The organism is Cryobacterium tepidiphilum, assembly GCF_003716325.1.
Classification (GTDB): Bacteria; Actinomycetota; Actinomycetes; order Actinomycetales; family Microbacteriaceae; genus Cryobacterium; species Cryobacterium tepidiphilum.
Genome location: NZ_RDSR01000010.1, coordinates 19,804 through 32,028, shown reverse-complemented (window position 1 = coordinate 32,028; position 12,225 = coordinate 19,804). Strand labels below are relative to the sequence as shown.

Annotated in this window: 11 protein-coding genes; 4 read left to right on the top strand and 7 right to left on the bottom strand. The window is 69.5% G+C overall.

Annotation, left to right across the window (positions count from 1 at the left end; all coding sequences use genetic code 11):
* The first annotated feature begins 6 nt into the window (after positions 1–6).
* The gene (locus EEJ31_RS07560) at positions 7–279 is read left to right on the top strand and encodes a protealysin inhibitor emfourin (RefSeq protein ID WP_123045698.1); all 273 of its coding nucleotides are present in this window, start codon (positions 7–9) and stop codon (positions 277–279) included.
* Here EEJ31_RS07560 and EEJ31_RS07555 read toward each other — a convergent pair.
* From EEJ31_RS07555 to EEJ31_RS07535, 5 genes are all read right to left on the bottom strand, one after another.
* Positions 276–1,340: an LLM class flavin-dependent oxidoreductase gene (locus tag EEJ31_RS07555; protein ID WP_123045697.1), complete on the bottom strand. Its 1,065-nt coding sequence runs from the start codon at positions 1,338–1,340 to the stop codon at positions 276–278. The two genes, EEJ31_RS07560 and EEJ31_RS07555, sit on opposite strands and share 4 nt — an antisense overlap.
* Before the next feature lie 180 nt (positions 1,341–1,520).
* Positions 1,521–2,885, bottom strand: a complete 1,365-nt coding sequence (locus tag EEJ31_RS07550) for an NAD(P)/FAD-dependent oxidoreductase (protein WP_123045696.1) — start codon at positions 2,883–2,885, stop codon at positions 1,521–1,523.
* Positions 2,886–2,957: 72 nt separating this feature from the next.
* A complete protein-coding gene (locus EEJ31_RS07545) occupies positions 2,958–3,380 on the bottom strand; it encodes a hypothetical protein (RefSeq protein WP_123045695.1) in 423 nt (140 codons plus the stop codon).
* A gap of 5 nt (positions 3,381–3,385) precedes the next feature.
* On the bottom strand, positions 3,386–3,757 hold the full coding sequence (locus tag EEJ31_RS07540; protein ID WP_199727302.1) for an FKBP-type peptidyl-prolyl cis-trans isomerase: 372 nt from the start codon (positions 3,755–3,757) through the stop codon (positions 3,386–3,388).
* Between the two features lie 206 nt (positions 3,758–3,963).
* On the bottom strand, positions 3,964–5,388 hold the full coding sequence (locus EEJ31_RS07535; RefSeq protein WP_123045694.1) for an FAD-binding oxidoreductase: 1,425 nt from the start codon (positions 5,386–5,388) through the stop codon (positions 3,964–3,966).
* A gap of 54 nt (positions 5,389–5,442) precedes the next feature.
* Between EEJ31_RS07535 and EEJ31_RS07530 the strand changes: the two genes are divergently transcribed.
* Positions 5,443–6,300, top strand: a complete 858-nt coding sequence (locus EEJ31_RS07530) for a fumarylacetoacetate hydrolase family protein (RefSeq protein WP_233563792.1) — start codon at positions 5,443–5,445, stop codon at positions 6,298–6,300.
* 50 nt (positions 6,301–6,350) lie between these two features.
* Here EEJ31_RS07530 and EEJ31_RS07525 read toward each other — a convergent pair whose 3' ends face one another.
* Positions 6,351–7,790: an aspartate ammonia-lyase gene (locus tag EEJ31_RS07525; protein WP_123045693.1), complete on the bottom strand. Its 1,440-nt coding sequence runs from the start codon at positions 7,788–7,790 to the stop codon at positions 6,351–6,353.
* A 201-nt stretch (positions 7,791–7,991) separates the two neighbouring features.
* Between EEJ31_RS07525 and EEJ31_RS07520 the strand changes: the two genes are divergently transcribed.
* Together EEJ31_RS07520 and EEJ31_RS07515 are read left to right on the top strand one after the other, a co-directional pair.
* Positions 7,992–8,951, top strand: a complete 960-nt coding sequence (locus EEJ31_RS07520) for a LacI family DNA-binding transcriptional regulator (protein WP_123045692.1) — start codon at positions 7,992–7,994, stop codon at positions 8,949–8,951.
* 89 nt (positions 8,952–9,040) lie between these two features.
* Positions 9,041–10,678 carry a fucose isomerase gene (locus EEJ31_RS07515; protein ID WP_123045691.1) on the top strand — a complete coding sequence of 546 codons (1,638 nt, stop codon included), beginning with the start codon at positions 9,041–9,043 and terminating at the stop codon, positions 10,676–10,678.
* Positions 10,679–10,744: 66 nt separating this feature from the next.
* On the opposite strand, the gene EEJ31_RS07510 is transcribed toward EEJ31_RS07515, so the two are convergent.
* The gene (locus tag EEJ31_RS07510) at positions 10,745–12,223 is read right to left on the bottom strand and encodes an NCS2 family permease (RefSeq protein WP_123045690.1); all 1,479 of its coding nucleotides are present in this window, start codon (positions 12,221–12,223) and stop codon (positions 10,745–10,747) included.
* Positions 12,224–12,225 lie beyond the last annotated feature (2 nt).

Sequence of the window (12,225 nt, the reverse complement as noted above, 5' to 3'; positions counted from 1 at the left end):
CACGGCATGAAGGTGGTCGTGTCGCGCAGCGGCGGTGTCGCCGGCATCCGTCTCACCTGGGAAGTGCAGGTCGACGAGCAGCCGGACCCCCAGGAGTGGCGCGCGTTCCTCACCTCGCTGCCGTGGGACGAGGTCGGCGAGAGGCCCTCAGCGCCCGATCGGTTCCTCTACCGCATCCGCTGTGCGCCGCACGAGGTGGTGCTGGCCGAACCCGAAGTGCAAGGGCCGTGGCGGGAACTGGTCGACCGGGTGAAGTCCGCCGGATCCCGCGACCGCTAACTCCGCGCCGACTGGCCGAGCAGCTCGCCTGCCAGCAGCTCCAGGGCCCGTTCCCGGGCGGGCGACGACGTCGCCGGGTCGGTGGCGTGCGCTGACGCGCCAGGCACCACCATGACCTCGTCGACGCCGAAGTCGGCGGCCAGTTCGCGGATGCGGGCGGCGGCATCCGTCGGCGTGCCGATGACCCACTTCTCGCGCATGCCCTGCATCAGCTGCTCCTGCTGCGGAGTCATCGTCGAGGCCTGCGCCTCCTCCACGGTCGCCAGCGGGAGCATCGGAGCGCCGCTTCGCAGACGGGCCATGCTCTGCAGCTGCGGGAGCGCACGTGCGAGCGCCTCGTCGGCGGTGTCGGCGACGGAGACGTTGAGGGTGAGGAAGGTGCGGGGGGCGTCGCCGGGCTGCGCCGGGACGAACCCGCTGCGGTACAGCCCGATGATGCGCTCGGCGTTCTCGCCGGCGAAGTGGTGCGCGAAGACGTACGGCATGCCGAGCCGTGCCGCGAGCCGGGCGGAGTAGTCACTGGAGCCGAGCAGCCACAGGGCCGCGGCCGACCGTGCGCGTGGTGTCGCCCGCAGGCCGTATTCCTGGCCGGAGGTGAGGCGGAGCGCCGCGCCGTCGGGGTCGAGCAGGGCGGCAATGTCCTGCACGTTGTTCGGGAAGGCGTCGACGTCGCTGACCGCGCCAGAGGAACGGAGGAACGACGTGATGACTGGGTCGCTGCCCGGTGCCCGCCCGAGGCCGAGGTCGATGCGGCCAGGGAACGCCGCCTCGAGGATGGCGAACTGCTCGGCGACGACGAGCGGCGAGTGGTTCGGCAGCATGACTCCGCCGGAGCCCACCCGGATGTCACGCGTGTTCGCGGCGATGATGCCGATCAGCACCGGCGGGTTCGTCGACGCGACCGACACCATGTTGTGGTGCTCGGCCACCCAGTACCGCCGGTAGCCGAGTTCGTCGGCCCGTCTGGCCAGGGCAACGGATGCCGCGACCGCGTCGGCCGACGACTGGTTGCTGCGAACGGGAATGAGGTCGAGTACCGACAGGGCTAATTCGGAAGTCACCCCTGCAGCAACCGGCTCCCGGAGGGCGCTATTCCCGCCCCCTCCCCCGGCTGCCACACGTCTCGCCCGGCCGCCGGCCCGCTTCCGCGCGGTGAGGGGTCACCTTTACCTAGTCCACACCCGTCAGCACTAGGTAAAGGTGACCCCTCACGGGGAGAGGGGGGGACATCGGGGGCCGCGCTACTGGTCGTGCTTCTCGCCGTTGTCGTCGGGCTTCTGCGTCTCCTGCATGCTGCGCACGAACGCCTTCCTGGGCGTCTCCGTGGCCGTCATCGGGGTCACGTCCCGCGGCACGAAGCAGTTGATCACCCAGCCGGAGAAGATCCGGAACTTTCTGGAGAGCGTGGGCATGGCCATGCCGTGGTACGCCCGGTCGACAAGCCACGCCGGCAGGCCCCGGAGCTTGACGCCCAGCACGACGGCCGCCCCCTTGCCCACCCCGTAGCTGGCGAGGGTGCCGAGCGACTCATGCCGGTACTCCTCGACCTCTACGCCGCGCAGCGAGGCGACGATGTTCTTGGCCAGCAGCTTCGCCTGCCGCACCGCGTTCTGCGCGTTCGGCGGGTAGTAGGCCGGTTGCTTGTCGGCCGTGAGGTCGGGAACCTGGGCGTTGTCGCCCGCGGCCCACGCGCCCTCGACGACGGTGCCGTCTTCCTCGATCACCTGGAGTCTGGCGTTCGCGTTCACGTGCCCCTTGGGGCCGCGTGGCACGTCGGTGTCGTCCAGGACCGGGTTCGGGGTCATGCCCGCGGTCCAGACGATGGTGTCGGAGGCGAAGGAGTCGCCGTCGCTCAGCACTACCTGCCCGTCGATGCACGACTTCATCGTGGTCTTCAGGCGCACGTCGATCCCGCGGCTGCGCAGGTGCTGCAGCGTCCAGGTCGACAGCTCCGGCCCGACCTCAGCGGCCACCCGGTCGGCCGCCTCGAGGAGCACCCAGTTCAGGTCGGACTCGTCCAGGCGCGGGTACAGGCGGATGGCGATCTTCGAGAGGTCGCTGAGCTCGGCGACCGCCTCGACGCCGGTGTATCCCCCGCCGATGAAGACGAAGGTGAGCGCCCGGGCACGTTCGGCCGGGTCGGTGCTGGTCGCGGCGAGCGCGATGCTGTCGAGAACGCGGTTGCGCAGGTACAGCGATTCCTCGAGGGTCTTGAAGCCGACGGCGTTCTCCTCGAGGCCGGGCGTGGGGAACGTGCGGGTGACCGCTCCCAGGGCGAACACTACCTGGTCGTAGGCGATCTGCCGGGTCTCACCGTCGAACGACGAGATGGTCGCCGTCTTCGCGTGCCGGTCCAGCGCGTCGAGCCGGCCGCGCACGACATCCGTTCTGCGAAGCGCCCGGCGCAGCTGGACGGTCACATTGCGGGGCTCGATCTCGCCGCCCGCCACCTCGGGAAGCAGTGGCTGGTACGTCATGTACGCGTTCGGCTCCACGAGCGTGATCTTCATCGGGGTCTCGGAGAGCTGTTTCTGCAGCCCCCACGCGGTGTAGAGGCCGACATAGCCTCCGCCGAGGATGAGCACGTGCGGTTTCGAAACGGACACGGTGGTTCCCTTCTGGATTTCCTTGGGGGCGGTCTGCCCTCATTGAAGTCCCCCCGACCGGGACAGACAAGGTCATCCGGCCCGGTTCCCCCCGGAATGCGCGACGAGCGCCAGCAGCGCCTCCGCGTAGGCGTCGGCCGGGTTCGGTCCCCGGTACTCGGTCACGTCGCCTCCGAGCTCGGCCTCCACCGCGTACTCGCCCTGCGGCAGCCGCCGCAGCAGGCGGAAGGTGCCGCCGAGGAGGTCACGGAGCTGGTCCTCCCGCGGCAGCCACAACGCGTCTTCGAGGGCGAGCGAGTCGAGCGCCCACTCGGTGGTGCCGTTGAACCCGAGGATGGTGCCGGTGTCGAACTCGTGCGGCTCGATGGTCATGTCACTGACCGTGAAGACGTCCGCTTCGAAACCGGGGCGCTCGATGCGGAAGGCATCGCCGGAGGCGGGATGCCAGTGCAGTCCCGCCTCCTGCAGCGCGCGCGCCAGCCCGGTGGAGATCATCGGGTCTAGCTGACGCCCAGCAGGTCGATGACGAAGATGAGGGTCTTGCCGCCGAGCCGGTGGCCGGAACCGGCCGGACCGTACGCCATGCGGGGGGGAACGACGAGCTTGCGGCGGCCGCCGACCTTCATGCCGGGGATGCCCTCCTGCCAGCCGGCGATGAGGGAGCGGAGCGGGAAGTTGATCGACTGGCCGCGGCTCCACGACGAGTCGAACTCGTCGCCGGTGTCGTACTCGACGCCGAGGTAGTGCACGTCCACGGTCGATCCGGGAGCAGCGTCCTCACCGGTTCCCACGACGATGTCCTCGATCACCAGGTCTTCGGGCGCGGGGCCCTCGGGAGCGTCGAGTTCGGGCTTGGAGTTCATGTCGGTCATTCCTCCATCCAAGCCGATTCCGGCGCCGTATGCACCCCGGGCAAGATTTTCCTTGCGCGGATGGCACCCCGGGGTGCACCCTATTAACAGATGAACTCGCTGCACCGGGAGCGTTGTCGACAGTGTCACACCACCGGGCAGCGAGTTCTTCCTGTCAGGCGGCAGTACAGCGGATGACGCCCTCGCCCGGGTGGTTTCGGCTCGCGTCACGCGGGCCGCACGGCCTCCGGCGGGAACATCGTGCCGGGGTTCAGGATGCCCTGCGGATCGAACACGGCCTTCAGCTGCCGCTGCAGGTCGTAGCCGGTCTCGCCGAGCTCGTCAGCCAGCCACCGCCGCTTGAGCACGCCCACACCGTGCTCCCCAGTGAGCGTGCCGCCGAGCTCGAGCGCCGCCCGGAACAGCTCCCCCGCCGCCTCCCAGACCTCGTCGGGAACGAACGAGGCGTCGACCGGGGCGTCCGGGTCGACCGGTATCACGAAGTTCGGGTGCAGGTTGCCGTCACCAGCGTGCGCGACGGTGGGGATGGGGATGCCGGTGCGGGCGCTGATGTCGTCGATCACCCGGAACATCTCCGCCATCCGTGAGCGAGGCACCGACACGTCCTCGATCAGCACCTGCCCCTGGGCGGCGAGAGCCGGATGCACGGAACGCCGGATGGCCAGGAGCCGATCGGCGGATGCGTCATCCGCCGAGACCTGCGGGTCGCTGCCGGCCGCCCGCAGCACGTCGGCCGCCTGCCCGGCCTCGTCGGCGGCTGCCGGCCCGTCGGTCTGCAGCAGGAGGTACGCGCCGCCGTCCAGCGGAAGGCCGTCAAGACCCGAGGAGCCGAGGTGCGCCGCGATGGCCGCGAGCGCCTTCTCATCGATGATCTCCATGACCGCGGGCCGGAGCCCCGCCGCGGTGACGCGGGCCGACGCGTGCGCCGCCGCCGCGGCATCCGGGAACACAGCGCCCAGGGTCGACACGGCGCCGGCCGGCCGCGACCGGGCGCGCACGGTCGCCTCCACGATGACGCCCAGGGTGCCCTCCGACCCGGTGAGGAGGGCGGTGAGGTCGTAGCCGGTCACGCCCTTCACCGTGCGGTGACCGGTCTCCAGCAGCCGCCCGTCGGCGAGCACGACCTTCAGCCCGAGCACCGCCTCACGGGTCACCCCGTACTTGGCGCAGAGCAGGCCGCCAGCATTCGTGGCGATGTTCCCGCCGACGGATGAGATGGCGCGGCTGGCCGGGTCGGGCGTGAACCAGAGGCCGTATTCGGCGAGCGCATCATTCAGGTCGCCGTTGACCACGCCGGGTTGCACAACGGCCAGTTCGTCCTCGGGCCGGATCTCGAGGATCCGGTTCATGCCGGCCACGCTCAGCACGATGGTCCCGGCGCTGCCGCAGCCTCCCCCGGCCAGCCCCGTGCCCGCACCGCGGGTGACCACCGGTGTGCCGGTCTGGGAGGCGATGCGCAGGGTGGCCTGCACGTCGTCGATGCCAGTCGCGTGCACGACGGCCAGCGGGGTGCCGTCGGCCACCCACCCGGACTGGTCCACCCGGCTGGCGGCGAGATCGGCCGGGTCGGTGCTCGTCGCGTGCGGGAGCGCGTCGGTGAGGAGGCGGACGACGTCGGCGGTTTCAGTCACACGGCAAGGGTAACCGGCCGGGCGGCCCGGCAGGCCCGAGGCTAGGGTGGAGGCGTGAAGCTTGCGCACCTCAGGGTCGACGGTGACTCCACACCGCGCCTGGCCGTCGTCGCCGACGACGAGGCGTTCTTCCTCGACGAGGTGATGCACGATGCGCCGCGTGACCTGCAGGATCTCATCGAGCGCGGCCCGGAAGCCCTCGTCGCCGTGCGCACCCTCGCGCCCGCGGCGCTCCGCCCGCTGGAGGGGCTGCGCCACGCCTCTGCCGTTCTCCGGCCGCCCGCCATCATCGCGGTCGGGGCGAACTACGCGGCGCACGCCAGCGAGCTGAAGCTCCGCTCAGAGACGGCGATGACCGTCTTCTCGCTCTGGCCGAATTCGCTCACCGGGCACGAATCGACGGTGACCTGGCCCAGCGACCTGGCGAAGCAGGTGGACTACGAGGCCGAGCTCGGGGTGATCATCGGGCGGGCCGCGCGCAACGTGCCGGTCTCGCGGGCGCTCGACCACGTCTTCGGCTACACCGTCGTGAACGACATCACGGCCCGCGACCTGCAGTTCTCCGAGGCGCAGTGGTCCCGGTGCAAGTCGTTCGACGGGTTCACGCCCACCGGGCCCGTCGTCGTCACAGCGGATGAGATCGGGGACCCGCAGGACGTGTGGCTCACCACCCACGTCGACGGGCGCCTGCTGCAGGATGCCTCCAGCGGCGACATGGTGCGCACCGTCGCCGAGATCATCGCCCTGCTGTCGACGACCTCCACGCTCCTCCCGGGCACCCTGATCTCCACGGGCAGCCCCGGCGGCGCCGGCTACAGCCGGAAACCCCCGGTCTTCCTGCGCGACGGCGCGACGGTCACGGTGTCCATCGACAAGATCGGCATGCTCACGATCCACTGCCGCGAGATCTGACGGACCCGCCCCGTGCCATCCACGTGGCGCCGGCTCGCCGCCGCGATCCGCTACTCGATGATGGGCACCGAGCTCGTCGCCGGGCTCGCCACGACACCCGAAAGCCGCGCCGGCTCGAGCTCACGCATGACGTCCTCCCGGCTCATCAGCCTCGCCTCGACGACGAGGTCGGCGACGTTCCGGCCGGTCAAGAGTGCGGTCTTGGCGAGGGCGGCGGCCGCGGAGTAGCCGATGTGCGGGATCAGGGCGGTGATCACGCCGACACTCGAGCCCACCATCGACTGCAGGCGGTCCTCGTTGGCCGTGATCCCCTCGATGCAGTTCACCCTGAGGGTCCACATGGCCTGCGTCATCCAGGTGAGGCTCTGCAGCAGGGAGTGTGCGATGACGGGCTCGAAGGCGTTCAGCTGCAGCTGCCCGCCCTCGGCGGCCATCGTGACCGTCACATCCGACCCGGCCACGGCGAACGCCACCTGGTTGACGACCTCGGGGATGACGGGGTTGACCTTGCCGGGCATGATGCTCGATCCGGCCTGCTTGGGCGGGAGGTTGATCTCGCCGAGTCCCGCCTGCGGGCCCGACGACAGCAGTCGCAGGTCGTTGCAGATCTTCGAGAGCTTGATGGCGCTGCGCTTGAGGTTGGCGCTGAACGACATGAAGCTGCCGGCGTCGCTCGTCGACTCGATGAGGTCGGGTGCGGTCACGAGGCTGAGCCCGGTGATCTCGTTGAGATGACGGATGGCGGCAGCCGCGTATCCGGGGTCGGTCGTGATGCCCGTGCCGATGGCCGTAGCGCCGAGGTTGATCTCGGCGAGCAGCCAGATGGTCTCGGTGAGACGGTCGTAGTCCTCACCGAGCGTCGTCGCGAACCCGTGGAACTCCTGGCCGAGCGTCATCGGCACCGCGTCCTGCAGCTGGGTGCGGCCGACCTTCAGCACGTGCTCGAACTGCACGGCCTTCTCCGAGAACGCGCCCTGCAGCGCCTTGAGTTCGGTGAGCAGGTTCTGCAGCGAGAACGACAGCGCGATCTTGATCGAGGTGGGGTACGTGTCGTTGGTGGACTGGCTCCGGTTTACGTGGTCGAGCGGGCTGAGCACGTCGTACCGGCCCTTCGCGAAACCGGCGCGCTCCAGCGCGAGGTTGCAGATGACCTCGTTGGCGTTCATGTTCGTCGACGTGCCAGCGCCGCCCTGGATGACGCCGACCACGAACTGCTCGTGGTGCTGCCCGTCGATGATCTCCTGGCAGGCGGCGTCGATCCAGCCGGCCTTCTCGGCCGAGAGAGCGCCGATCTCCTCGTTGGCGCGCGCGCACGCCTGCTTCACCGATGCGAGCGCGGTGATGAAGTCCGGGTAGACGGAGATGGGCCGCTTGGCGATCGGGAAGTTGTCCATCGCCCGCTTGGTGTGCACGCCCCAGTACGCGTCCTCCGGAACCTCCAGCGGTCCGAGCGAGTCGCTCTCGACGCGGAAACCCGGCGTGACGGCCACCGCCTCCTGCTTGTCGAAGACCTCGGGGGTTTCCCCGTCGCTTGAAGTGGACAGATCTGACGCTTTCGTTGACACACTGGCTCCGTCGCCTGGGGGATGTAGGACCCCTCCAGCCTAATCTGTGGCGCTGTAAGGTGAGCGTCGAGGTGGCGGCCGACCGCGACCCCGCCCTGCCGTTCCCCTAATCACCGCAAGGACCCGATGCCGACCATCTATGAGGTTGCGGCGCTCGCCGGCGTCTCCCCCGCCACCGTGTCCCGCGTGCTCAACGGCGTGAACGTGTCGCCGGAGAAGGCCCGGCTGGTGCGCGACGCCGCCGAGCAGCTGTCGTTCACGCCCAGCCGCACCGCGCGCTCCCTCCGAATGCAGAGCTCGGTGGTGATCGCCCTGGTCATCCCCGACATCGAGAACCCGTTCTTCACCGCCATGGCGCGCGGCGTCGAAGACGTCGCGCAGGCGGCCGGCTACTCGGTGGTCCTCTGCAACACCGACGACGACCCGGTGAAGGAGGCGCGCTACCTCGACATCGCGGCGTCCGAGAACATGGCAGGCATCATCCTCGCCACCGCGGGCGACCAGGCCGACGTGGATCGGCACACCGAGCGGGGCCGCCCGGTGGTGGCAGTGGACCGGGCACCGCTCGGGGTCGAGGTCGACACCGTGCTCGTCGACAACATCGGCGGCGGACGCGCCGCAACCACGGCCCTGTACGAGCGCGGCCACAGCATCGTCGCCTGCATCACCGGGCCGGCGGATGTGGCGACCGCCCGGGAGCGCGCGGCCGGCTGGGAGGAGACCGTGCGGGCGCGCGGCGGCATTCCGGGGCCATACCTTCGCCACGCCGACTTCCGGGTGGGGGGCGGCCGCCGGGCCATGTCGGAGTTGCTGGCCCTTCCGGTTCCACCCGACGCCGTGTTCGTGGCGAACAATCTGATGAGCGTCGGGGCCCTGCAGGTGCTCTTCGAGAACGGCCGCGCCACGGCCGGGATCGGCATCGCCAGTTTCGGGGACCTCCCGTTCCCGACCCTCGCACCGATCGGGATCTCGATCGTCCCGCTGCCGGCCCGGCGCCTCGGCGAGACGGCCGCGCGCATGCTGCTCGAGCGCATCAACGGCGACGAGGAGCCACCACGCACGGTCGTGCTCAGCAACGAACGTTGAACACACGAGGCAGGGCACCCGGGGAGCTTGACGCTGAAATCGATTTCTGCGACGCTTCTGCTATCGACCCAGCAGAAAGCAGAGCACGCATGACCAGCTACGCCCTCCCCGCCGAGAAGCGTCCGGCACCGGCGCCGGACAAGACCGTCTACACCGTTGCCAGCGGCGACCTGCGGCCCGTCGCCAACGAGACCAGCTGGCCGACCCAGCAGCAGCTCGAGTCCGACTTCTCCACCGCGGTCCGGAGCCTCGGCTGGGAGGTGCGCCGGGGTCACGACGTCGACGCCGTGAAGGGCCACGGTTTCATCGACAGCCAGCGCATGGGCATCGAGGTGTTCAAGGACATCCCGTTGGACGCACCCCTCGTCGTCGTCGAAGCGGTGTGGCAGTACAGTCACCACGTGCTGGCCGGGCTGCGCAGCCACGAGGGGCCGATCCTCGTCGTCGCCAACTGGGCGGGCGACTTCCCGGGTCTCGTGGGCCTCCTGAACCTGACCGGCAGCCTGACCAAGGCCGGCATCCGCTATTCGGCGCTCTGGAGCAAGGACTTCAGCGACGACTGGGCACTCGGAAAGCTGAAATCGTGGCTCGAGACCGGCATCATCGAGCACGACCAGAGCCACGTGCGCGACCTGCCGGCGCTCGACCCGGCCGCCCCCGAGGTCGAGCTCGGCGTCGCCCTCGCCCGCCAGCTCAAGCGTGAGAAGGCCATCATCGGCGTGTTCGACGAGGGTTGCATGGGCATGTACAACGCCATCATCGACGACGAGCTGCTCAACCCGCTCGGCATCTACAAAGAGCGCCTGTCGCAGAGCGCCCTGTACGCGGAGATGCTGAAGGTGACCGACGACGAAGCGGATGCCGTGCGCGCCTGGCTCGACGGCGTCGGCTTCACCTTCCACTTCGGCGCCGACGACGCGACCGAGCTCACGCCCGCCCAGGTGCACAGCCAGTTCGCGATGTACATCGCGGCGCTCCGCATCGCGGACGACTTCGGACTCGACGCGGTCGGCATCCAGTACCAGCAGGGCCTCAAGGACCTCGTGCCGGCGAGCGACCTCGCCGAGGGACTCCTGAACAACGTGCAGCGCCCGCCGGTGCTCTCGCGCGACGGCAGCCGGGAGCTCTACGCCGGGCAGGCGCTCCCCCACTTCAACGAGGTGGACGAGGGCGTGGCCGTCGACGCACTGGTGACCAACCGCATCTGGACCGCCATGGGGCTCGACCCGGCCAACACGCTGCACGATGTGCGCTGGGGCGAGGAGTACGACGGCGAGTTCGTGTGGGTCTTCGAGATCTCCGGCGCCGTGCCCGCCTCGCACAACGGCGGCTACGACAAGAGCTACAGCATGCGACAGGTGCCGCACTTCTTCCCCCGCGGCGGCGGCACCCTCTCGGGCGTCTCGAAGCCGGGCGAGATCGTCTGGTCGCGCGTGTTCGTGATGGACGGCGTGCTCCACGTCGACCTCGGGCGCGGCCATGTCGTCGAGCTGCCCGACGAGGAGACCCAACGGCGCCTGAACGCGACCGACCCGCAGTGGCCCATCATGCACGCCGTGCTCGACGGGGTCTCCCGCGACCAGCTGATGGCACGCCACAAGGCCAACCACGTTCAGGTGGTCTACGCACCCGACGCCGAGACCGCCGACAAGGCTCTCCGGGCCAAGGCCGCCCTGTTCCACGAGCTCGGCGTGCAGGTGCACCTCGCCGGCGACGTGAACCTGTAACGGACGGCATCGAAAACGCCCTCCCGCAACGCGGGAGGGCGTTTTCGCATCCGTTGTCGGCGGTGATCAGCCGCCCAGCAGGGCCTGGACGGGGCCGCGCACGAAGTAGACCAGGAAGCCCACGGCGACGATCCAGAGCAGCGGACTGACTTCTTTCGCGCGGCCCGAGAACGACCGCACCAGCACCCAGCTGATGAAGCCCGCGCCGATGCCGTTCGCGATGGAGTAGGTGAGCGGCATGATCAGGATCGTCAGGAACACCGGGAGCACGACGGAGAAGTCGCCGAAGTCGATGTAGCGGATCTGGGTGACCATGAGCGCACCCACGATCACGAGGGCCGCGCCGGCCACCTCGAGCGGGACGATCTGCGTCAGCGGTGTGAAGAACATGGCGGCCAGGAACAGCACACCCGTGACCATGTTGGCCAGGCCCGTTCGCGCCCCTTCGCCGATGCCGGCGCCGGACTCGATGAAGACGGTGTTCGACGACGCGGATGCCGCGCCGCCGGCGACGGCGCCGACACCCTCGACGATCAGCGCCGACTTCAGCCGCGGGAAGTTGCCGTTCTGGTCGGTGAGGCCGGCCTCGTTCGCGAGGCCCGTCATGGTGCCCATTGCGTCGAAGAAGTTGGTGAAGACGAGGGTGAAGATGAGCATCACCGCAGCGAGGACGCCGATGCGGTCGAAGGCGCCGAAGCTGACCTGGCCCAGCAGGCTGAGGTCGGGCACGGCGACGATCGACGACGGCAGCACGGGTGCGTTCAGGTTCCAGCCGTTCGGATTGGTGCCGAGCGAGGGGCCGACCTTGAAGATCGCCTCGAGGATGACGGCGATGATCGTGGTCGCCACGATGCCGATCAGGAGTGCCGCCTTGACCCGGCGGGCCATGAGGATGCCGATGAGGATGAGCCCGATCACGAAGACGGTGGTCGGCAGGCTCACGACGGATCCGTTTTCGCCCAGCTGCACGGGCGGTGAGGGGTGGCCGCTGGAACGCACGAAACCGGAGTCGACGAGGCCGATGAACGCGATGAACAGGCCGATTCCCACGGTGATCGCGAGCTTCAGCTGCTGCGGCACCGCGGTGAAGATCATGGCGCGGAGGCCCGTCGAGGACAGCAGCACGATGATGAGGCCGTTGATGACGACGAGCCCCATCGCCTCGGCCCAGGTCAGTTCGCCGACGACGCTCGCGGCGAGGAAGGAGTTGATGCCGAGGCCCGCGGCGAACCCGAAGGGCAGGCGGGCGACGAGCCCGAACAGGATGGTCATGACGCCGGCGGTGAGCGCCGTGACCGCGGCCACCTGCGCGTTGGGGAGCCATCCTCCGGTGACGTCGACGGCGGCCTGGTCGGCGCTGAACCCGCCGAGGATCAGCGGGTTCAGGATGACGATGTAGGCCATGGTGACGAACGTCACCAGGCCGCCGCGCACCTCACGCCCCCACGTCGACCCGCGACGGGTGATCTCGAAGAAGCGGTCGACCTTTCCGGCGGTGCCGGAATCGGTGGACGGAGCCGACGCAGGCGTCTGAGTGCTGGAAATGA